Genomic DNA, 20671 nt, shown 5'->3' on the forward strand with positions numbered 1-20671 from the left:
CTGCCCGTAGGAATTTTTCGCACCTTGCGTTCTTTTAATGACTAAGATTTAAATACCGTAATATCGTCGACGGTCTTCCGCTTGGGCTTCGGCGTCTCTCCGTCGGCATAACCTACGGCGATAACCGCTACGATGATTTGATTTTCATCGATGTTAAAAAACTTTCTGATTGCAGCCTCATCGTAAATGCCCATAATGAGCGTTGCAAGGCCTAAATCATGAGCTTTAAGGCAAAGATTCATCGCCTGCATTCCATGGTCGTAATATTGAAAACCGTCTTTCAGATGCGTTTCATATTCGCCGTCCCGCGTAAAACCCGAACGTTTATTGACAACCGTTGATACAATCAAGACCGGCGCGTTTTGCACATTCCGCTGATTAAAATCCGCAAGGCATTTGGCAAGCTCCTTTGCGGCATTTCCTTCCGCTACATAATAGCGCGAAACTTGCGAGTTTTTCCACGAAGGAGCTAAAATCGCCGCCTGAATAATTTCCCGCACCAGTTCGTGCGGCACAGGCTGATTTTTATATTTACGCACGCTCCGGCGCTGTTCCATACAAGTTTGTAAGTCCATACGGATACCTCCTATAACTGCTTATTGAGCCATGCAATAAGTTCGGATGTCCTAGAGTATATCTCTTTAACAAGGCTGTTATACCTGTTATACATTGATGATAAAATAGTCGTGTTCGGTATTTTTGATAAAACGCTGCAGGTCGCCGGAATCGATAAAAACCGTTGCAGTGTTTTCATTGGGATGAAAGGTTAGAATACGGTATGTGTCGAGCATTTCTTTATCAAAATAAACGGTTACATCATGCGCCGTATTGTTTAATAACCCGAACGGCGACACCACGCCTGCGGCAAGTCCGAGCTTTTCCGCCAACAATTCTGCAGAGGCAAACTTGAACTCTTTTTCTTCGAGCAGTTCGGCACACTTTTTCATGTCGAGCCGTTTCACTTCGTCCATAATTAACAAAATGCACCGCTTTTTATTTCTATTCCGCAAAAAGAGTGTTTTTGTTCTGCAGCCTTCTTTTCCTTCAATGTATTTGTCGGCTTCTTCCGTCGTTAAGGCCGGCGGATGTTCGACTACTTCGTAGCTAATGCCCATGTCCTGTAATGCTTTGTAAACTTGTTCGGCGGGTGTCATACAAAATCTCCTTATGTAGTTCTTTGGATACTATAACATAAAGAACAAAAAAGGCAACACAGCGGTGAAGGCTGTCAGAAGATTTAACATTATAGATGATATATCGATGAATAGTGTTAATTGAAATAGAAAAGAGTTTTGTGTAAAATCACCATCGGATTTTTTTACTTGAGCTTAAAAAACGAGAGGAGACGGACGTGGGCATAGAGACGGTATATCAGCAAACGCTTTTGGATTATTCGCGGAGAGCGGAACATAAACATCAATTGGACGGAGCTACCGGTATTGAACGCGGGCATAATCCCAGCTGCGGCGACGATTTAACCTTGCTGATTAAGCAGAAAGACGGAATTGTAGAGGATGCGTCGTTTTTAGGTACAGGGTGTGCGGTTTCCACCGCTTCTACCAATATGCTGATCGATCTGATAAAAGGAAAAACGGTTAAAGAAGCGCAGCATTGCCTAGAGGTATTTTTTAATATGATGGCGGGAAAGCCGCAGTCGGAAGAAGAATTGGAGAGCCTCGGCGATGCACAGATTCTCAGTTATTTTGCAGAAATGCCCGCCCGCATTAAATGCGCAACCTTGAGCTGGCACAGTGCGCAGGTTCTGCTTAAATAGGATAAAATGACATGGAATCTACGGTATCGAATAAAACACAGAGTCCGGTATTAACCGGAGATTGGGAGCTGCAAAATAAGCGGCGCTTGGAAAAACTGATTGCAGAAAAAGCCTTTGCCGGCAACTATGCCGTCTTCGATTGGGATTTTACTTGTATCTTTTACGATGTACAGGATAGTCTCTTGCTGTATCAGCTTGAACACCTATGTTTTAACCTTACCCCCGAACAGTTTGCCGTTACCATCAGGTATGAAATCCCGCAGAATATCCTGCTTGCCGGCTGTTTTAATAGCGAAGGGAGGCAGCTGACAGCCGCTGACCTTGCGGAAGATTTGGACGCCCGCTATCGGTTCTTGTATCATTCATATAAAAATTTAAACGGGACACTTCCGCTTGAAGCAGTTCTGCAAACCGAAGAGTATCTCGACTTTAAAACAAAAATGCTTATGCTGACATGGCATGCGGTAACCGTATGCGATACGGATATTTCACAATCGATATGTACGGGTATGACGCTCCCCGAATTGAATAGCCTTGTAGAAAAAACAATTGCGGAAGCGCTTGCCGCTGAAATAAAACAATATACGCTTGTATCCCCTGCGCGGCAGGCGGGTAAAGCGGGCGTCGTTACTACAGCGTACCGGAAGGGGATTAGAATCCAGCCGGAAATACAAGAGTTATTCCGCCGCTTTGAAGAGTATGGCATCACTCCCTATATTTGCTCCGCCTCGCAGGAGGATGGGGTACGGGTATTTGCCTGCACCCCTGCGTACGGATACTGCCTCCGCCCCGAACAAGTGTTCGGCAGACGGCGGCTGCGGAATGCGGACGGGGTTTTTACCGATGCACGGGATTATTCAATCCCGCAAACATGGCGGGAAGGAAAGGCGGAGGCGATACGGGCTTTGATTGCTCCGCGGCACGGCGGAAAATCGCCCATCCTTGTTGCAGGCGACAGCGACGGCGACTTTTGGATGATGGATGCGTTTAAAGATGAGGCGCTGCTGCTTATCCTGTACCGAAATCAAAAACCGCACGAAAAGCTCTATCCGCTAATACGGCAGGGTTTTGCCGAGCGCAATGTCCCCGGCGCATCGATTATCGTACAGCATCGGGATGAAGCAACCGGTTTATTCGTCGCATCGGAATGATAGAAGGTAGGAAAATTACTCTCAGAGATCACAAAATACGCAGAGGATAATAGGGCAATGGTGCCGTTCAGTCATTTGTTGTTGTATTCTTTGCGATCTTGACGAGCTCTGCGGTATTTTTCGAACGAAGGTGTCATACGCCGGAGCTGCCTTTCGATTATTGTAGAAAATTAGACATTGCGGTACAATATAATAAGTAAATAAAATATATGACATATCTAGCAACCTGATTAGATTTTTAGAAGAAACCCATCAGTATAACTGATAACGAGGAATCTGTAATGAATCATTGGACACAGTTAAGTATTGAATATGCAAACCAAAGAAATTATCTTGACCATTTATTTCGGGTATATCCTACAATTCCAGATGGAATCCGCGATATAGATGAAAATCGTTGGGAGGCCGTCACAGATGCTTTCAATGCAATGGATAATATTTCATTGGTAACTCATTTATTGTATCTGGACTTATTTCCCATAAAAGATTCCTATGTCGCTTTTTTAAAAAGAGATCATAATGCGATAGAACGGAATCCTGAAACGATAAACAGATTATGCGGCCGTTTATATGAGATGGGATTGGATAAAATATTTGAAAAATGTTCCGAACCGAAAGAAACAAATAGACAGATTGGTCCATTATTTAAACGTTGGGTAAATTCAAAAGCCTTAGGAATAGTACCTGTCAGTTTAGATGAATTTATGAATACTACAGAAAATGCAATTTTAAATGCCAGTGATACCGAAATGCAGTTGTGGGCAAAAAAATATTTAGGTTATGAGAGAAATAAAGGACTTGATTTTGTAGCCCGTTTCAACGGTAAATATGTTATCGGCGAAGCAAAATTTTTAACGGATTTCGGAGGACATCAAAACGCGCAGTTCGCGGATGCCATTTCTACGATTATGACACCGAATGTTAATGCTATAAAAATAGCAATACTTGACGGAGTATTATATATAAAAGGCAATAATAAGATGTATACCGATATTACAGAAACATATTCTAATGAAAATATACTAAGTGCTTTATTACTAAGAGATTTTTTATATTCAATATAGGGTTAATAATATGGAATTATTTTATCCGGGAAAGAAAAATAGAAATGAAATTTTAAATATGGTTAATCCATGTTCGTTCTCGAAAAAATGGAATAGCAAAAGGAATTTATTAATTGAAGGCGATAATTTTTCATCAATGCAGTCATTATTGCATGAATATTCTTTAAAAGGAAAAATTGATTTTATCTATATCGATCCACCATTTGCAACAAATAGTACTTTTACTATAGGGGAAGAAAGAGTAAGTACAATTAGTTCAAGTAAAAAGGATAAAATTGCCTATCAAGATATATTGATAGGAGAATCCTTTATAGAATTTTTACGTGAACGACTGATACTGGCCTATGAGTTACTTTCTGAAAAAGGTTCTTTTTATCTGCATATCGATTATAAAATTGGGCATTATGTTAAAATTATTTTAGATGAAATTTTCGGTATTGAAAATTTTAAAAATGATATTACACGTATAAAATGCAATCCGAAAAATTTCACAAGACGAGCTTATGGAAATGTTAAAGATTTAATTTTATTTTATACGAAATCAAAAAATGCTATCTGGCATGAACTTTGTGAGCCATTTTCAGAAGACGATATAAAAAGATTATATAAGAAAGCAGATAAAAACGGACGCTTATATACAACAATTCCACTCCATGCCCCCGGAGAAACTAAAAACGGAGTGACTGGCGGTGAATTTAATGGAATAAAACCTCCCGTAGGACGGCATTGGCGTTCCGATCCAAAAGAATTGGAAGAATTAGATAAACAAGGTTTAATTGAATGGTCGGCAAATGGAGTTCCACGCAAAATTATTTATGCAGATGAACAAAAGGGAAAGAAAATACAGGATGTTTGGGATTTCAAAGATTATCAGTACCCCGTATATCCGACAGAAAAAAATCTTGCATTGCTTAAATTATTGATTCAAGCCTCTTCCAATCCGGATAGTATCGTATTGGATTTCTTTTGCGGGTCAGGCACTACATTGATAGCGGCTCAAGAATTGGGGCGCCAGTGGATTGGAATTGATAAATCAAACGAAGCAATAAAAATTGTGAAAAAAAAATTAGCTTATTGTCAAAATGAATTGTTCTCATCGATGGAATACGATTATTTGTCACTAAAGCCGGTAATAAAAAATGAATTATCAGTTGCTAACCAATAAGACCGGAATCAATAAAGTGGCACAATATTTTATGGGGATAGATGCTTATCTTGAATATTATACAACGCTAGCTGATGGCATAATCAGTGAACAAAACCCTCAATAATTATCTATGCGGTTAACCCCTTTTAAACTTTGCATTCTTTGCGATCTATGCGTTTAAAAAATGACCATAGAACCGTATGAAAAAGTACGTGTTTTATCGCTTTCTGTTGCCCTGCTGCCGTCCGCTTGTTGTTCGGGGATCCCGGCGGTTCTGTGAACGTCCTTTAGACGGTTTTGCTCGTCCGCCGGAGTTTTTGGTGCCGCGCTCTGCCGCCGGTTTTTGCCCCAACTGTTTGAGCTCTTCCACCCGTTGCGGATCGTAGAAACCTTCTTTCCAGTTAAAACGCACCGAGTCGGGAAGGGGAGTGCCGCTCCGCAGCGACTGCAGGATAAACCGGTAGGCACGGCGTTCAACCGTTGTATGCGAAAAGTCCAGCAAAAAGCGTGAAAACTGATGGTGCTGCAGGGCATGGTAGCGGTCTACAACCGAAAACGGCTTGTCGGACAGCACAAAAGAGGCGGACGGTGTCGAAAATGCTCTAAACGCCTCGCCTTGCTTGTCGGAAAAATAGAGGAAGTTATAGCTTTTCGGCAGCGTAAAGCGCATTCTGAACAGTACGGAATACGAAAAAAGCGGCAGCAGCACTTGAGGACGCAGCCCCGGGGCAAACACCGTTTCGATATTTGCCTGCGAGCTTTCGGCCGGCGGAATGTAGGCGCAGATACCGTTATCCTGCAGCCACGAAACCGCCCAGCAGTTAAAAGTGTACAAGTACGGTCCCGCAACTAAAAAGTTCTTTTTATTGCGGAGCATGGAAATATGCGCGGGATTATTCACAATAAATTGCGTGTAGCCCTGCGCGGTCAGTTGTTCCAGCTGCTCTGTAAGAATCGGTTCCTGTTCCTGCGGCACAAAGGGATCAAGCGAAATAAAGATTTCCCGTTTGGGGAACGGCAGCGGCTTTACCTGCTGCTTCGATTGCTGTCCGGATAACGCCGGATAGGTGTCCTCATTCAGGTTGATAATCACCCGCACCGGTTTATCCGCAAGGATGGTATGCAAATCCGCAATGGATGAAACTTGCACATACAGCCCTTCTGGGAATATATCCGCAGGTTTTTTTGCAAGGCTTTTTTTGACGGGGGTTGAGGATGCTGCAGTTGCGGGCGCGGCTTTGTTTGTATCGCCGAGTGTAGGGAAGCCTGCTTCCAATGTCAGCATCGGCAGTGCTTCGTCGTTGGGCTGTTTGCGGTATTTTTCGAGCGAGGCAGGCAGCAAACGCGGGTAGCGTTTGGTCATTGCCTTGGTTTGCAAGAGATATACGCTGTCTCCCTTGCCTGAATCCGCAGGTAGCTGTAGCCATGCGCCGGATTTGCTTTCAATTATATCCTGAATTTTCCAGCTTTCCCTGCCGCTGTCGTCCTTCTTATGGATGCGCACCGAATCGCCTTTTTCCGGGGTGTAATGCCCGTCTTTCAGCTGTACGTAATGCACCGCCCGTGTGCCGTCCTTGTAGGGTACTTCCTGTACGTCGCCTTTTTTAATTCCGTCGATAATGCCGAGGTAGATGCCGGTACCGCCTGCCTGATCGGGATTGAGTACTTCTTCCGCACGGGTGCTTTTAAAGCGGTAGCTCGTCTTTTTCCGTGCAAAGTCGTTTGCCAAAATCCGCTTGCCGGTTTCGACCGCCGCTTTTTTATCTGCTTCCCAGTTATCGATGACATACCGGTAGGCGGACACCACCGTGCCGACATATTCGGCGCTTTTCATTCTTCCTTCTATTTTAAAGGATGCAACTCCCGCTTGGATAAGATCGGGGATATATTCAATGAGCTGTAAATCCGCCGGGGAGAAGAAGTATCCTTCGCGGTCTCCTTCCGGCTCATGCGCTGTGTAGAGGCGGCGACATGCCTGGGTGCACATACCGCGGTTCGCCGACTTTCCGCCGAGGTAGCTGGAAAAAAGGCAGAGACCCGACTCACTGACGCAGAGCGCCCCGTGCACAAATACTTCCAGTTCGCAGGAGGTGTTTGCATGGACGTCGCGGATTTCTTCCAAGCTCAGTTCCCGTGCCAGCACCGTCCGCGAAATTCCCCAGCGGCTCATCGTGTTTGCCGCCTTCGCGCTCGCAATATTGAGCTGCGTAGAAGCGTGGAGTTTGAGCTGGGGGAAGTATTTATGCGCCATTTGAATCAGTCCGAGATCCTGCACGATGATGCCGTCCGGACCGACATTGTTTAAGTACGTCAAAAAGCGGTAGAGCCGCTCCATCTCGTCTTCGGTTACAACCGTATTGACGGTAACATATATTTTTTTATTCCGCTTATGCAGCACGTCAACCGTTGCTTCAAATTGATTCCATGCAAAGTTTGAAGACCGCATCCGGGCATTAAAGCTCTTTAAACCTAAATAAACGGCGTCCGCCCCTTCCGCAATCGCTGCTTCCAATGCTTCGGGATTTCCCGCCGGTGCTAATAACTCGACCATCCCGCCATCATACCGAAAAACCGTGGCACTGCATAGTATTCGGCAAGATATATCCCTAGCGGTATCTATTGGCCGTAACTATCGGAAAAGAGCTCGCTCATTTTCGTTACGCATTGACGTTTCAACCGATACCAGCGCTTCGATACATTCATACGAATGAGTGGTCGCAATAAATGGGTAAATTAATCGTAATGATTTTCAATAACGTATTTAATGCGTTTGTTCTGATCTATCGGCAATGAGCGCACGTTCTGAGCGCGCCGTTCTTGTCAAACAGAGATATATTGCATATACTCTTTCAATATTTGTATGAGAGGCGGATTTAATCGTGTGTTGTACAGGTTGTCCTGCCGTATTAAAAAAGGATAGATTATGCCCAAGATCGATGTAAACGAACAGCTTTTTTTCAAATTATTAGGAAAACAATACGACTATTCTCCCGAATTTGAACATCTATTGAGTTCTGCAAAGGCGGAATTGGACGAAGCGCCGTCCGCCGCAACGCCGAAGTCCGAACGCATCATAAAGATTGAACTGAACGATACCAACCGCCCCGACTTATGGTCGACGGCAGGGCTTGCCCGCCTCTTGCGTATGCATACCGGCGGGGCTTCAAACAAATCCGACTATCAAGCATTTTTATCAACGTTGACTGAACGGAAAGATTCCGGGCATCGAACGATAATCGTAGACCCCGAGCTGCAAGGCGTCCGTCCCTTTATGACGGCTTTTATTATTTCGGGCAAGCCCATCGACGAGCCCATGCTGAAGGATATTATCCAAACGCAGGAAAAACTGTGCTGGAACTTCGGTAGAAAGCGCCGTTCCATATCGATGGGCGTATACCGCAGCGAGCTGATTAATTGGCCGGTACACTACCGCGCCGTCGACCCGCATACAACCTCGTTTACGCCGCTCGGCTTCGATACCGAAATGACGTGCGAGCGTATCATTTCCGAACACCCGAAAGGTAAGGAATACGGTTGGATATTAAAGGGCATGAAAAAAGTGCCGCTCCTATCTGACGCAAAAGGTGGCGTGCTTTCGATGGCGCCGATTATCAACAGTGCAGGGATCGGTGCGGTGCAGCAGGGCGATACCGACCTACTGGTCGAGCTGACCGGTACGGATATGCCGTCTCTGCTGCTTGCAACGAATATCGTTGCCTGTGATTTTTCCGACGCGGGCTACACGATTTTGCCGGTCAGCATAGAGTATCCGTATGAAACGGGATTCGGCAAGACTATTACGACGCCACTGTACTTCCAAGAGCCGACAAAAACGACGGTTCATGCCGTTAATAAGCTCCTCGGAACGGAGCTTTCGGCGCAGGACATTGTTGAAGCGTTGGAGCGTATGGACAATACCGTTACGGTTGAAGGCGATTGTTTGACGCTTACGCCGCCCGCATACCGGAATGACTTTTTACACGAAGTTGATATTATCGAAGATGTGATGATGGGTAAAACCGTCGAATTTTTTGAACCCGAAACACCGCGGGAATTTACCATCGGGCGGCTTTCTCCTGTTACAGTGCTTAGTAGAAAGATTAAAAGCTTGATGGTCGGCTTCGGTTATCAAGAAATGATTTTTAACTACCTCGGTTCAAAAAAAGATTACATCGACCGCATGAATATAGACGGAGCGGCGGTCATCGAAATTGCAAACCCCATGTCGGAAAATTATCAATTTGTCCGACCGTCCATCATTCCGTCGCTGTTATCCGCAGAAACGGTTTCGGGGAATGCGGTGTATCCGCACCGTATCTTTGAAACGGGGAAAATCGCCTATCTTGCGCCTGAAGAGAATACCGGTACACGCACGCGGCAAAGCCTCGGCTTCCTTACCGTAAATCAAGACGCCAACTTTAACGAAGCAGCTAGCCTTGTTGCCGGTTTACTGTACTATCTGCAAATGGACTATGCCGTATGCGAAACGCACGATTCCCGCTTTATCGAAGGGCGCCAAGCGGGCGTTCTTTATGAAGGAAAACAAATCGGTATTTTCGGCGAACTGCATCCGCAAGTGCTGGAAAACTGGTCGGTAACCGTGCCTGCATTTGCGGGAGAGCTCGATATAGAAAGTATTCTTACGATTCCGAACGCTGACCGATAAATAAAAAGCACATCCCGATAAAGCACACTGTGTAGGCAAGCAATAAGAGCAGCGGCGACACCTCGTAGAATGTGTCGGTAAAGAGTGCAATGACGAGGCGGGTGCAATACCGTTCCGCTTCGATCATCCCCGTTGCCGCTATAAAAAAGAGCGGGAATGACAGTGCCCATGTATGCTTGAATTGCCGGTGCGGCGGAATACGGAAGCGCCATGCCAGTACCAGCATATAAACCGACATAATCAAAATTAAAAATACATCGCTGATTCTGGCCAACAGTTCCCGATGATATATTTGTGCAGGAAAGCCGTATTGTGCCCCCCGTTGACGGAACGCATAAAGCTGCGGGAGCGTCATAGCCTTTTCACCCTCGTTGGCCGCTATAATCAGTTCAAAATCACTATAAGAAAAAGGCAGCCTCATCGATGCCTGTCGCTCAACCGGCATTGTGCCTTCCAGAACGATAGGCCTAAGAATTACTTCGTCATGCTGCTTATCTACAGCTTGGAACAACATACGGAGCATCGGTTTGCCTTCATTGCTCACAATCGGGATAAGTTTGATAAACGGAATGCGGGAACGGTACAGTATGCTGCCGTCGGCGGTATATTGCGTAAGTTCGCAATTTCTTCCATATATTTCGTGGATACCGTTATTGGTAATATATGAAAGTCCCCCTATCGATACCGTTGCGGCAGCTCTGCTGCCGGAAGCCGGAACGGTAAAATGAATATCCCGTACCGTTTCAAAAAGAGGCTGAGAATCCGTTTCATCGATAAAGAAAACCTCTTCCAATAGTTTTTTTCGGGTAATTTCTATAAAACGCTCTATATCGGGATCTCTTTTAAGCGGATCCTTTTGTTCAAGCATCCGCTGAGCGCTGACAAATTGATTGGAGTGATACAATAAAAGTGCAGCGCCAAAATTGCCGAAAAAGAGAGGAGGAAGGGCAATGAAACGGTACGATGAGAACTTTAAAATCGAGGCATTGAAGCTGTCGGACGAGATCGGAGTGAAGAAGGCGTGTGAACAGCTTAATGTGAACTACGGAACATTAGCAGGCTGGAGAAAGCAGCGGGTAAAGAAAAACAAAGAAGGAAAAAGTACAGATGCTGATATTCAAAGAGAGAACAGCCGCCTCAAGAAAGAAATAGCCGAGCTTAAAAGTGCGAATGAGATACTCAAGGATGCACTCGGTTTTTTCGTTCAAGACCGGAAGAAATAGAAAAGGATGGTCTTTTTGCTTACATCCACCACCGTACTGCTGACAAGCAATTTTCAGCACGGATGCTGTGCGCTGTTCTTCCGGTCAGCGAAAGCGGTTTTTATAAATGGAAGAGAAACAGGAAAAAAGTGAAAGCATGGCAGAAACTGCTCGCTCAAATGCATAAAATTCTCGATGAGGATGAAGAAAACAAGAACTATGGGGTGAGGCGTATGCAGATAGCACTTGAACAACGGGGCATTAAGCGTTCATTGTCGACGGTAAGACGCGCGATGGCACGAGGAAATCTGCTGCATGAAGACAGAAAAAGCCCTGACGGTCTTACAAAAGCCGACAAAAAGGCGATGAGACCGCAGAATATCATCAAACAAGACTTTAGTGCACAAGAGCCTTTGAGAAAATTGCTGACGGATATAACTCAGATACCATGCAAAGATGGAAAGCTGTACGTATCACCTCTTTTTGACTGCTATAATGGGGAGATCATTTCTCTTGCAATGGACACAAACATGAAAAAGGAACTATGTATAAAAACGATAACGGAGGCATACAAGAATTTTGATATACCAAGTGGAGCGATAATTCACAGCGATTGCGGAAGCCAGTATACAAGCGATGAGTACAAAAAGACGCTCGGACAGCTGCATGCGGTGCAGAGTATGAGTGGAGTTGGGAAATGCTGGGATAATGCCCGGATGGAAAGCTGGTTTGCAACGCTGAAAAAGGAAAAGATCTATCAGCTTGATACAACAAAACTGACCGTGGAGGAGGTCAAGACAATCGTCTGGAGATACACGTTTGCTTATTACAACACGAAACGTATCACGACAGTAAATCCCGATGGCTTACCTCCACTGGTATACAGGAAAACAGCAGCTAAAAAAAGTGCTGCTTAAATACATTTGGGGTATTTAGGCACTGCACTAATATTGACTATTCCAGATAGTATGCCTTTATATAATTTCCCTGTTGCATCATTTCGTAGCCTACTTTTTTGGCCTGATACAAGCGGATATCGAATTCGGCTGTTAGATCTGCAATTCCTTTTTCGATTTGATTCCATGCCTGAGCTGCCAGCCGTAAAGCCTCCTCGCGATAGAGGCTGTTTTCCGCACTCAATTGATATGCCCGCATAGCATAGTAGTGCGCAGTGTAAAAATCATATTTGTTCATAAACCGCTTGCTGATAAATAATGCGCCTTCCGCCGTTAGGTTTTCGGGGTCGGCAGTTTCATAAACGGTTTCAACGGTATGCGCTTCTTTTCCCCTCTCGATTGTATGCGATTCATACAACACCTTCGCTTTATCTAAAAGCTCCAGTGCATCAGGGTTGTTATTCCAAATTCCAAGAGCGGACTTTGCCTTATCATACGCTCGTTCTGCATCTTCATTTTTTAATGAGATGCCGGCGTCCTTTATGTAATCGTAATAATCATGCGTTTTAAGCTCGCTGTAGCGCCGGTAATTAAACAATAGGGGTGAAACTATTTCTATAAATACGATATAAACGGTGATACAAAACAGCAGAATAATAAATACTTCTTTTAAGTAGCGCAGCAATATGTCGGAAAATCTCGGAACGGTATTTTGCCCGCATGTACCGAAGATGACGGCATATCCTATCAGAATAGCGGAAACCAGTAAGCCCGGCATAATCCGTATAAACAAAATTCCTGTTTCGGCCAATTTCCGATTTACTAAAAATTGCGGAAGCACTTCGATATTTTTAAAGAAAAACACATATATTAAGCAACAACCTAAACCGATTGTAAAATGAATAAGAACGGATAGCCATCCCTTTACCATCTCATGCATTTTTATGCGGCGCTCCTTTTTTTTGTCTTTGAAGATATCAGCAGCATTTTTAATCCGCCTATAGAATGGAATATAACGGCAACAATACAAAAGAGCAGCGGAGTTCTGAATGGGGTGCTCCCCGTATTCATTAAAAGAAAATTAGAAAGGGCTGTATGGAATTCCCCTTGCTGAATATACGGGTAGACGAGCAAAAAAGTCCCTGACAAGAGGAATAAGAAAAGGAGATTAAACAGATTCCACCGTGTTATGGCACATACAAACCAAAATGAGCTGACACAGAGAAAAAATGTGCATACGAAAAAAAGATACACTCCAAAATTCAGCGTATAGGCCGCATATATGTCATAAAAAAGCTTATCGGCTCCCTGCCGCAATAAGGTTAAAAAAGGAGGCTTATTTATAAAGGCGGTCAGTGTTTTGTCGGCAGGCACGGTTGGTGTATAAGCGGTTAATGCCTTTTCGATGGAAGGAAGTTGCGCATAACAGGCCGGTATAATGACTGTTACGGTAAATAGTGCGCAGACAAGAAACAAGCTGATGGCAACAATCCGTTTAGTGTGATGTCTCATTAGAAATGCGTATACGCCGATAACAGCCGACATGAGCGCAACCGGAAAAGCATAACATGCTCGCTGCACCATACAGATAAGCAGAAGACGTGCCGACCCGGATTCGAGCGGAGCGGCAAGTTCATAGCGCAATGCTATTCCACCGAAAAAGGCAAAGATAATAATTGCGCTTAAAAGGCTTAAGAAAAAAACGCCGGGAACCAGTAAAGCATTCTTCATAGGTATGCTTAGAGTACCATGTTATAGCTACAACCGCAAGTCCGCTTACGAAGGGTGTTGCTTACGCGAGGCATTGCCGCCGCGCAGGCGGCGGTGAGGCTATTCTACCCTGATGTTTTTTACAAATGCGGTAAAGTTTTGCTGCGCTTTGTTGAGCTGCTCAACTGCCGCAGCGATGCCGGTTTTTAGCTCATCCAGTTCACTTTCAAGGTTAAGCAGCTTTGTTAAGAACGCCTTTCCTTGTTGACTTTCCGAGCCGACCGCTTCGAGGTTTCTCCGCACCCTGTCTTGTTCCTTTCCGATTTCCGTCTGGCGATCCTGTAAAGCTTTGAGCGAATACTCCGCTGCGGTAACCTTGTCTTTCTCCGTTATAATAGAGGCAAACGCTTTTCGTATCTTTTCGGGAATTTCGGCATTGGTTGTATACGAAACAAACGTATTAGAACTCATATCGAACACTTTTTGCGCCGATTGATAGATTCTTGCTTCTTCTACTTTTAACTCTGAACCGGCGTTAGCGGCGGCTGTAAGTTTAAACCGGTATTTGTTCACGGTCGTTTCTGTAAGAGCTCGTTTGGTTGTCAGTTCATACCCAGTATTCTTTATGTGTTCGATGATGACTGTCCGCTCTTTTTTGTCGGTATTTTTTATCAGGTATGTTGTACTTTGAACTTGACGGTATGATGTTGTCATAATCCCGTCAGCCAGTTTTACGGTTTCGATCGTGCGTGAGGAATCTCCCCGCCGTGAACCGGTTACTTCAATATCGTCTCCGTAAGCGATAAGGCGCTTTTCGGATTCGGGCAAAAACTCCAGTAAGGCATCGCCGGCATATTCTCCGCCGTCAAAAACCGTAATGGGGCCGGCAGGCAGTTTTAGTCCAGATGTGTTTTCGATGCTGATGCAGAATTTTGGATTAACGTTCCGATTATATGGAATGGATGAAAATACGGAATATTTTTCTGCAGGAAGCGCAGCGATGGTCAGGGGAATCATCGTACTTTGCTGCCGCTCAAGGGTGATGGGCTTTGACGGCGTAAAAGCAAACATTTCGCCGGCCTTACCGGACGCCGCTTGATTTTCAAAATAGGCGGAATTGTTTTCCTCGGCGGCTTCATAGGCCGTATCGGACGCTTCTGCCATTTTCATCATTGCCCGTTCCTGTCTCGCCATAGGCGCTGTTGCGGCGCCTATGTATTCGGCAGATATATCGGCCGAATCAAAGGTTTCCGCTTCGGCCGCCTGCGCAATGGCGAGCGGAACTTCGGGGCGGTATGTGTAATAGGGCGCATAGAGATTTTGCGTAAATCCTACCGGCTTCCCCGTCGTTAAGGTAAGCGTAATATCTTTCCAATCAAGGTCGGTCGAATTATCGATAATCGCCCATGCCTGAAACGCGGCTTTGCCTGCCCCCATGTCGAGCCGGTAGCTTGCCTTCCACACCGGCGCTTCCATAACGTAAGAAAGTCCGAGTTTCCGCTCGCCTTGAGCGTCGATCTTGATATCGAGCTTTTTGCGGTTTTTTGCCGAAGCGTCAAGGATGAGCGCCAAGGCCGTATTCAAATCTTCATTCCGTTTTTCCTCGGTGAATTTGAAGGATTGAATATCCGAAAAAGCGATAATATGAATGCCGTCCTTTGCTGCAAGCGAAATAAAAAAAGAATCCGTTTCTTTTGAACTGTTTTTATCGACGCTCAAAATTTTTCCGGTAATCTGATGAGGCGTAAATAATTCCACCTCTGCGCCCTTTTGCGCTTTTAAGATATCGTACAGCGTCGAGGCGGCGGAAAGGTCTATTTTTAAGCTTTCCAATGTTTTGCGCAGCGTATCCTCGGACTGATAATTAACCGTCAAATTTTTTGCACCGGGATCCGTTACGACAAGGGATTTGAGCACGTCGTTAATTTGCGTTGGAGAAAAGAGCAGCTCTATATCGCCTGAACCCGATACCGTCCCTTCGTGAACGTAATGGGCGACACCGGATGAATACAAAGTGACCTTTTTAAGCGGGATGTCGTCTCCGCTAAAGGTGTTTGTAGGTTCTGCCGCAGCTCCTGCAACACAAACCGCAGATAAAATAGTAAAAATCATGGCCTTCATTAAAATTTCCTTTCCATATTAAGATTATACTGGTCGATGCGGAAAAAAGAAAGGGCTGATAAATCTTCGGGCATACGCATCAGACTCCTTTTGAATATTACCCGTAAAATAAATAGGCTGTTCAACCGGAATCGCCATGAGATAAATCTTTTTCGATGCTTGACATTTATTATTCAAAATAGTATAGTCGTTCCGTTCAATTGGATAAATGGGTGAATACTGTTTATCCGGTATTCTTTAAGAGTTTTCCGGTACCGTAAAACCTTTTTAAGGCAGGTTTCCGTGTTAGCCTTTTTTAAGTGCTAAGGGGTGTGCCCTATTACTCTGTAGGATGCCAAACCAGTCATCGGAATAGAATTTCTGATGATGATCAGGTGGATCCGAATAAGGCTTGCCGAATTGCTATGGCTGGCTTACGCAACACGTCTTTTTGTAACGGTGTTTACTGTCTGATTATCCGCATTCTATTCTTTTCTGTCTTTTGGTATCCTGTTTTGAAACATTTTTTTCATTTCAATATGGAAATGGTCTCGCTGTTTGATGGGCGGGGTTTTGTTAGTTGCCTATTGTCTGTTAGGAGGATTTACATGGCAAAGGAAAAGTTCGAAAGAACAAAAGTTCACATGAATGTTGGTACCATCGGTCACGTTGACCATGGTAAGACAACTCTTTCGGCAGCGATCACTACTTATTGTGCAAAAAAGTATGGTGATAAACTTCTGAAATATGATGAGATCGATAACGCGCCGGAGGAAAAGGCTCGCGGTATTACCATTAATACCCGTCACTTGGAGTATCAGTCCGACAAGCGTCACTATGCACACATCGACTGTCCCGGACATGCTGACTATGTTAAGAACATGATCACCGGTGCTGCTCAGATGGATGGTGCAATTCTTGTTGTTTCCGCTCCGGACTCGGTTATGCCTCAGACTAAAGAGCATATCCTGCTTGCTCGCCAGGTCGGTGTTCCTTCTATCATTGTGTTCCTTAACAAGATTGACCTTGTTGACGATCCCGAGCTTATCGAATTGGTAGAAGAAGAAGTTCGTGAAACGCTCGAATCTTACGGCTTCCCCCGCGATACGCCGATTATCAAAGGTTCTGCATTTAAGGCATTGGCTGACGGTGCTTCCGTTGAAGACACTGCTTGCATCGAAGAATTGCTGAAAACGATGGATAGCTACTTTGCCGATCCTGTCCGTGATGATGCAAAGCCCTTCTTGATGCCGATTGAAGACATCTTTACGATTTCCGGACGCGGTACCGTTGTTACCGGACGTATTGAACGCGGTGTTATCAACCTTAACGAAGAAGTTGAAATTGTCGGTATTAAGCCGACGAAGAAGACTGTTGTTACCGGTATCGAAATGTTTAACAAACTGCTTGATCAGGGTATGGCAGGCGATAACGTCGGTCTCTTACTCCGCGGTATTGACAAGAAAGAGGTTGAAAGAGGTCAGGTTTTGGCTAAGCCGGGTACCATTCAGCCGCACACTAAGTTTGAAGCACAGATTTATGTTCTTTCTAAGGATGAAGGCGGTCGTCATAGCCCGTTCTTCTCGGGTTATCGCCCGCAGTTCTATTTCAGAACTACCGATATTACCGGAACCATTACACTTCCTGAAGGCGTCGATATGGTTAAGCCCGGTGATAATACCAAGGTTATCGGTGAACTGATTCACCCGATTGCTATGGATAAGGGTCTTAAACTTGCTATTCGTGAAGGCGGCCGGACTATCGCCTCCGGACAGGTTACGGAGATTTTAGCGTAATAAAAAACAAAGCGGCCGGGTAGCTGATATTCGGCCGTTTGTTTTTGTACGGAGGAAATATGGCTAAGGAAAAGATTCGCGTTAAGCTTCGCGGATTTGATGTTGAGTTGGTTGATCAGAGTTCTAAAGCGATTGTACAAGCTGTTCAGAAAGTCGGAGCAAAGGTGTTGGGTCCGATTCCGCTTCCTACGCGCATTAACAAATTTACTGTGCTTCGTTCTCCGCACGTAAATAAAAAATCGCGCGAGCAGTTTGAAATGCGGACACACAAACGATTGATCGATATTATTGAACCTTCTGCAGAAGTGATGAATGCGTTGATGGCATTGGAGCTTTCCGCTGGGGTTGATGTAGAAATTAAACAATAAAAGAACGGTAGACGGCATTTAATCAGGATGTGCGTACCGGAGGAGCGATGAGTTTCTCAAGGAGTTATGAGTTATGGTTGGTCTGATTGGTAAAAAAATCGGCATGACCCAGTTATTTGATGAAGAGGGGCGGCTGACACCTGTTACCGTTTTGCAAGTAGTGCCGAATACGGTGGTCGCAGTAAAAGATGCGGATCACTTCGGGTATGAAGCGGTTGTTTTAGGTACGGGTGAATTGAAGGAAGGGCGTGTTTCAAAGGTGTATGCAAATCAGTTTGCAGAAGGTGTAGCGCCTGTCCGTCTTTTAAAAGAATTCAGAGGTTTTGATAAAGAAGTTGCTGTTGGTGCAAAAATCGGCGTCGAAGTTTTAGAGTCTGTCCGGTATCTTGATATAACCGCAATTTCAAAAGGAAAAGGCTTCCAGGGCGTTGTAAAGCGCTGGGGGTTCGGCGGCGGACGTGCTTCTCACGGTTCAAAATTCCACCGGGAAGCCGGTTCTACAGGACAGTGTACCAGTCCGGGGCGATCGTTTAAAAACGTTAAGATGCCCGGTCACATGGGTGCCGAACGAGTAACTGTACAAAATTTGCGGATTGAAAAAATAGATCCCGAATTGGGTGTCGTTATGGTGCGTGGTTCCGTTCCCGGTAAAAAGGATGCGGTTGTGTTCCTTAAATCCGCTGTAAAACGGGAAAAATAACGGCAGGAGAAGAGAATGGAAAAGAAAGTCTATTCGATTGATGGTAAGGAATTGCGGACAATTGAACTTAACGATGCGGTGTTCGGCTTGCCTGTTAATGAAGATGTCATTTACTATGCCATTACAAATGAATTAGCAAATATGCGTGTCGGTACGGCATCTACCAAAGGCCGCGCCGAGGTAAACGGTTCCAATGCGAAACCGTATAAGCAGAAGGGTACCGGACGTGCCCGCCGTGGTGATAAAAAATCACCGCTTTTACTCGGCGGCGGTACGATTTTCGGTCCGAAACCGCGTGATTACAGCTATGCGATTCCTAAAAAGGCAAAAAGACTGGCGATGAAGTCTATTTTGAGCTTAAAGGCTCAGGATGATCGCCTTGTTGTTATAGAAGATTTTACGGTTGAGACCGGTAAGACGAAAGATCTTGCAAAGATATTGCAGGCGTTTGTTCAAGATGAGCGGACGGTGCTTGTGCTGAAGGATGACGATGCAATGTTAAAGCGTGCGGGAAAAAATATCCCGACATTGTCGTTTTTAACCTATAACCGTTTGCGCGCACATGATTTGTTCTACGGACGGAAAGTGCTGATGCTTGAATCTGCTGCGAAAAATCTTTCAAGCTTTTATGCGGCTGAGGGGGCTGAGTAATGCAATATACTGATGTTATTATAGCGCCTGTGCTTACGGAAAAATCGAACGAGATGCGTGAGCAGCGTAAATATGTTTTTAAGGTTGATCCGCGTTCTACAAAGGTGCAGATTAAGGAAGCAGTACGGAAGCTTTTTAATGTAAAAGTGCTTAATTGTGCTGTTGTAAATGTCGACGGAAAAATGCGTCGAGTTCGCTATCGGGCAGGTAAGACTGCAAGCTGGAAAAAAGCTATTGTAACGCTTGCCGAAGGTGAATCGATTAAAGTTTTTGAAGGTGCATAACAGCACTTAACGTTGCTTTGAAGGGGAAGATAAATGGCTCTTAAATTATATAAGCCTATAACACCGGGTATGCGCGGGCGAATTGACTTGCTGCGTGATGAAATCACTGCGCAAAAACCTGAAAAAAGCCTTACAACCGGAAAGAAGTCCAATGCAGGGCGGGATAGCCATGGGCGTATTTTCGTTCGGCATCAGGGGGGCGGTCATAAGCGGAAGTATCGTGAAATTGATTTTAAACGCAATAAGTTCGGTATTCCGGGTACCGTCCGGACTATAGAATATGATCCTAACCGCAGTGCAAATATCGCATTAATCTTCTATGCCGACGGTGAAAAACGCTATATCCTTGCTCCTAAAGGGTTGAAAGTCGGTCAGAAAATTATGAGCGGAACAATGGCTGCGCTTGAGCTTGCTAATGCTTTGCCGCTTGAATCCATACCGGTCGGTTTTACCGTTCATAATGTTGAACTGACACTCGGTAAAGGCGGCCAGATGGCACGTTCCGCCGGGGCAGCTGCTCTTATTGCTGCAAAAGAAGGTGACTATGTAACGCTGCGGCTTCCTTCCGGTGAAACCCGGTTGGTGCATAAAAAATGCTATGCAACGATCGGCGAAGTCGGAAATGCCGACCACATGAACATTAATTTAGGAAAGGCGGGGCGTGCGCGCTGGCGCGGTATTCGTCCTTCCGTACGCGGTATGGCGATGAACCCTGTCGATCACCCGCTTGGTGGTGGTGAAGGACGCGGAAAGGGACGTAATCCCGTTACTCCGTGGGGACAGCCATGTAAGGGATATAAGACCCGTAAGAAGAAGAATACTTCGGATCGGTTTATTGTTTCACGGCGGAAGTAGGGAGTAGAGAATGTCAAGATCTGTTAAAAAAGGCCCTTTTGTAGAAAAAAGCCTGTACAAAAAGGTTGTTGAAATGAGCAAGACGGGAGATCAGAAAACAAAAAAAATGGTTAAGTCTTACTCCCGATGCTCCACGATTATACCTGAAATGGTCGGTTTTACCATTTCGGTATACAACGGTAAATCATGGATCCCTGTGTACATCACAGAGGAATTTGTTGGGCATAAACTTGGCGAGTTTGCTCCTACCCGTATTTTCCGCGGGCACGGCGGCTCGGACAAGAAAGTGGCGAAAAAATAGGTGGAT

The 20671-nt window shown here is 45.0% G+C and carries 21 protein-coding genes; 14 read left to right on the plus strand and 7 right to left on the minus strand.

Annotated elements, in window-relative coordinates; translation table 11 throughout:
- Positions 1-41: 41 nt before the first annotated feature.
- Entirely contained in the window at positions 42-575 is a 534-nt protein-coding gene (locus HMPREF1222_RS08140; protein WP_016519012.1) for a nitroreductase family protein, read from the minus strand.
- An 87-nt stretch (positions 576-662) separates the two neighbouring features.
- Positions 663-1154 (minus strand): prolyl-tRNA synthetase associated domain-containing protein, encoded by a 492-nt coding sequence (locus HMPREF1222_RS08145; RefSeq protein WP_006188355.1) that lies wholly within the window; start codon positions 1152-1154, stop codon positions 663-665.
- 197 nt (positions 1155-1351) lie between these two features.
- On the opposite strand from HMPREF1222_RS08145, the gene sufU reads away from it, so the two are divergent.
- From sufU to HMPREF1222_RS08165, 4 genes are all read left to right on the plus strand, one after another.
- Entirely contained in the window at positions 1352-1774 is a 423-nt protein-coding gene (sufU, locus tag HMPREF1222_RS08150; protein ID WP_006188356.1) for a Fe-S cluster assembly sulfur transfer protein SufU, read from the plus strand.
- An 11-nt stretch (positions 1775-1785) separates the two neighbouring features.
- Positions 1786-2925 (plus strand): HAD family hydrolase, encoded by a 1140-nt coding sequence (locus HMPREF1222_RS08155; RefSeq protein WP_016519013.1) that lies wholly within the window; start codon positions 1786-1788, stop codon positions 2923-2925.
- A 281-nt stretch (positions 2926-3206) separates the two neighbouring features.
- Positions 3207-3989, plus strand: a complete 783-nt coding sequence (locus tag HMPREF1222_RS08160; RefSeq protein WP_016519014.1) for a hypothetical protein — start codon at positions 3207-3209, stop codon at positions 3987-3989.
- A gap of 10 nt (positions 3990-3999) precedes the next feature.
- Positions 4000-5154, plus strand: a complete 1155-nt coding sequence (locus HMPREF1222_RS08165) for a site-specific DNA-methyltransferase (RefSeq protein ID WP_016519015.1) — start codon at positions 4000-4002, stop codon at positions 5152-5154.
- 199 nt (positions 5155-5353) lie between these two features.
- On the opposite strand, the gene HMPREF1222_RS08170 is transcribed toward HMPREF1222_RS08165, so the two are convergent.
- Positions 5354-7687, minus strand: a complete 2334-nt coding sequence (locus HMPREF1222_RS08170; RefSeq protein ID WP_016519016.1) for a peptidase U32 family protein — start codon at positions 7685-7687, stop codon at positions 5354-5356.
- A gap of 372 nt (positions 7688-8059) precedes the next feature.
- On the opposite strand from HMPREF1222_RS08170, the gene pheT reads away from it, so the two are divergent.
- Entirely contained in the window at positions 8060-9802 is a 1743-nt protein-coding gene (gene pheT / locus HMPREF1222_RS08175) for a phenylalanine--tRNA ligase subunit beta (RefSeq protein WP_016519017.1), read from the plus strand.
- Here the strand turns inward: pheT and HMPREF1222_RS08180 are convergent.
- Entirely contained in the window at positions 9777-10670 is an 894-nt protein-coding gene (locus HMPREF1222_RS08180) for a hypothetical protein (protein WP_016519018.1), read from the minus strand. The genes pheT and HMPREF1222_RS08180 overlap by 26 nt on opposite strands.
- Before the next feature lie 82 nt (positions 10671-10752).
- On the opposite strand from HMPREF1222_RS08180, the gene HMPREF1222_RS08185 reads away from it, so the two are divergent.
- The gene (locus HMPREF1222_RS08185; protein ID WP_016517724.1) at positions 10753-11025 is read left to right on the plus strand and encodes a transposase; all 273 of its coding nucleotides are present in this window, start codon (positions 10753-10755) and stop codon (positions 11023-11025) included.
- Between the two features lie 23 nt (positions 11026-11048).
- Entirely contained in the window at positions 11049-11921 is an 873-nt protein-coding gene (locus HMPREF1222_RS08190) for an IS3 family transposase (RefSeq protein WP_280452028.1), read from the plus strand.
- A gap of 37 nt (positions 11922-11958) precedes the next feature.
- Here the strand turns inward: HMPREF1222_RS08190 and HMPREF1222_RS08195 are convergent, their stop codons facing one another.
- The 3 genes from HMPREF1222_RS08195 to HMPREF1222_RS08205 all read right to left on the minus strand — a co-directional run bounded on the left by HMPREF1222_RS08195 (position 11959) and on the right by HMPREF1222_RS08205 (position 15731).
- Positions 11959-12840 (minus strand): hypothetical protein, encoded by an 882-nt coding sequence (locus HMPREF1222_RS08195; RefSeq protein ID WP_016519019.1) that lies wholly within the window; start codon positions 12838-12840, stop codon positions 11959-11961.
- Positions 12841-12842: 2 nt separating this feature from the next.
- Positions 12843-13631 carry a hypothetical protein gene (locus tag HMPREF1222_RS08200; protein WP_016519020.1) on the minus strand — a complete coding sequence of 263 codons (789 nt, stop codon included), beginning with the start codon at positions 13629-13631 and terminating at the stop codon, positions 12843-12845.
- 99 nt (positions 13632-13730) lie between these two features.
- On the minus strand, positions 13731-15731 hold the full coding sequence (locus tag HMPREF1222_RS08205) for a DUF4139 domain-containing protein (protein ID WP_016519021.1): 2001 nt from the start codon (positions 15729-15731) through the stop codon (positions 13731-13733).
- Between the two features lie 587 nt (positions 15732-16318).
- On the opposite strand from HMPREF1222_RS08205, the gene tuf reads away from it, so the two are divergent.
- The 7 genes from tuf to rpsS all read left to right on the plus strand — a co-directional run bounded on the left by tuf (position 16319) and on the right by rpsS (position 20665).
- The gene (gene tuf / locus HMPREF1222_RS08210) at positions 16319-17506 is read left to right on the plus strand and encodes an elongation factor Tu (protein ID WP_016519022.1); all 1188 of its coding nucleotides are present in this window, start codon (positions 16319-16321) and stop codon (positions 17504-17506) included.
- A 59-nt stretch (positions 17507-17565) separates the two neighbouring features.
- A complete protein-coding gene (gene rpsJ, locus HMPREF1222_RS08215; protein WP_016519023.1) occupies positions 17566-17874 on the plus strand; it encodes a 30S ribosomal protein S10 in 309 nt (102 codons plus the stop codon).
- Between the two features lie 73 nt (positions 17875-17947).
- Complete coding sequence (gene rplC, locus HMPREF1222_RS08220; RefSeq protein WP_006188370.1) at positions 17948-18574, plus strand: 50S ribosomal protein L3; 627 nt, start codon at positions 17948-17950, stop codon at positions 18572-18574.
- Positions 18575-18589: 15 nt separating this feature from the next.
- Entirely contained in the window at positions 18590-19225 is a 636-nt protein-coding gene (gene rplD, locus HMPREF1222_RS08225) for a 50S ribosomal protein L4 (RefSeq protein WP_006188371.1), read from the plus strand.
- Positions 19225-19509, plus strand: a complete 285-nt coding sequence (locus tag HMPREF1222_RS08230) for a 50S ribosomal protein L23 (RefSeq protein ID WP_006188372.1) — start codon at positions 19225-19227, stop codon at positions 19507-19509. The genes rplD and HMPREF1222_RS08230 overlap by 1 nt, the downstream gene beginning before the upstream one ends.
- A gap of 33 nt (positions 19510-19542) precedes the next feature.
- Positions 19543-20364 (plus strand): 50S ribosomal protein L2, encoded by an 822-nt coding sequence (gene rplB / locus HMPREF1222_RS08235; protein WP_016519024.1) that lies wholly within the window; start codon positions 19543-19545, stop codon positions 20362-20364.
- Between the two features lie 10 nt (positions 20365-20374).
- The gene (gene rpsS, locus HMPREF1222_RS08240) at positions 20375-20665 is read left to right on the plus strand and encodes a 30S ribosomal protein S19 (RefSeq protein ID WP_006188374.1); all 291 of its coding nucleotides are present in this window, start codon (positions 20375-20377) and stop codon (positions 20663-20665) included.
- The last annotated feature ends 6 nt before the right edge of the window (positions 20666-20671 follow it).

Source organism: Treponema vincentii F0403, assembly GCF_000412995.1.
In the GTDB taxonomy this organism is placed as follows: Bacteria; Spirochaetota; Spirochaetia; order Treponematales; family Treponemataceae; genus Treponema; species Treponema vincentii.

Excerpts from the sequence above, each read along its gene's own strand:
- HMPREF1222_RS08140 (WP_016519012.1), bottom strand. The coding sequence starts at position 575 with ATGGACTTACAAACTTGTATGGAACAGCGCCGGAGCGTGCGTAAATAT.
- HMPREF1222_RS08145 (WP_006188355.1), bottom strand. The coding sequence starts at position 1,154 with ATGACACCCGCCGAACAAGTTTACAAAGCATTACAGGACATGGGCATT.
- HMPREF1222_RS08155 (WP_016519013.1), top strand. The coding sequence starts at position 1,786 with ATGGAATCTACGGTATCGAATAAAACACAGAGTCCGGTATTAACCGGA.
- HMPREF1222_RS08160 (WP_016519014.1), top strand. The coding sequence starts at position 3,207 with ATGAATCATTGGACACAGTTAAGTATTGAATATGCAAACCAAAGAAAT.
- HMPREF1222_RS08165 (WP_016519015.1), top strand. The coding sequence starts at position 4,000 with ATGGAATTATTTTATCCGGGAAAGAAAAATAGAAATGAAATTTTAAAT.
- HMPREF1222_RS08170 (WP_016519016.1), bottom strand. The coding sequence starts at position 7,687 with ATGGTCGAGTTATTAGCACCGGCGGGAAATCCCGAAGCATTGGAAGCA.
- pheT (WP_016519017.1), top strand. The coding sequence starts at position 8,060 with ATGCCCAAGATCGATGTAAACGAACAGCTTTTTTTCAAATTATTAGGA.
- HMPREF1222_RS08180 (WP_016519018.1), bottom strand. The coding sequence starts at position 10,670 with ATGCTTGAACAAAAGGATCCGCTTAAAAGAGATCCCGATATAGAGCGT.
- HMPREF1222_RS08185 (WP_016517724.1), top strand. The coding sequence starts at position 10,753 with ATGAAACGGTACGATGAGAACTTTAAAATCGAGGCATTGAAGCTGTCG.
- HMPREF1222_RS08195 (WP_016519019.1), bottom strand. The coding sequence starts at position 12,840 with ATGCATGAGATGGTAAAGGGATGGCTATCCGTTCTTATTCATTTTACA.
- HMPREF1222_RS08200 (WP_016519020.1), bottom strand. The coding sequence starts at position 13,631 with ATGAAGAATGCTTTACTGGTTCCCGGCGTTTTTTTCTTAAGCCTTTTA.
- HMPREF1222_RS08205 (WP_016519021.1), bottom strand. The coding sequence starts at position 15,731 with ATGAAGGCCATGATTTTTACTATTTTATCTGCGGTTTGTGTTGCAGGA.
- tuf (WP_016519022.1), top strand. The coding sequence starts at position 16,319 with ATGGCAAAGGAAAAGTTCGAAAGAACAAAAGTTCACATGAATGTTGGT.
- rpsJ (WP_016519023.1), top strand. The coding sequence starts at position 17,566 with ATGGCTAAGGAAAAGATTCGCGTTAAGCTTCGCGGATTTGATGTTGAG.
- rplC (WP_006188370.1), top strand. The coding sequence starts at position 17,948 with ATGGTTGGTCTGATTGGTAAAAAAATCGGCATGACCCAGTTATTTGAT.
- rplD (WP_006188371.1), top strand. The coding sequence starts at position 18,590 with ATGGAAAAGAAAGTCTATTCGATTGATGGTAAGGAATTGCGGACAATT.
- HMPREF1222_RS08230 (WP_006188372.1), top strand. The coding sequence starts at position 19,225 with ATGCAATATACTGATGTTATTATAGCGCCTGTGCTTACGGAAAAATCG.
- rplB (WP_016519024.1), top strand. The coding sequence starts at position 19,543 with ATGGCTCTTAAATTATATAAGCCTATAACACCGGGTATGCGCGGGCGA.
- rpsS (WP_006188374.1), top strand. The coding sequence starts at position 20,375 with ATGTCAAGATCTGTTAAAAAAGGCCCTTTTGTAGAAAAAAGCCTGTAC.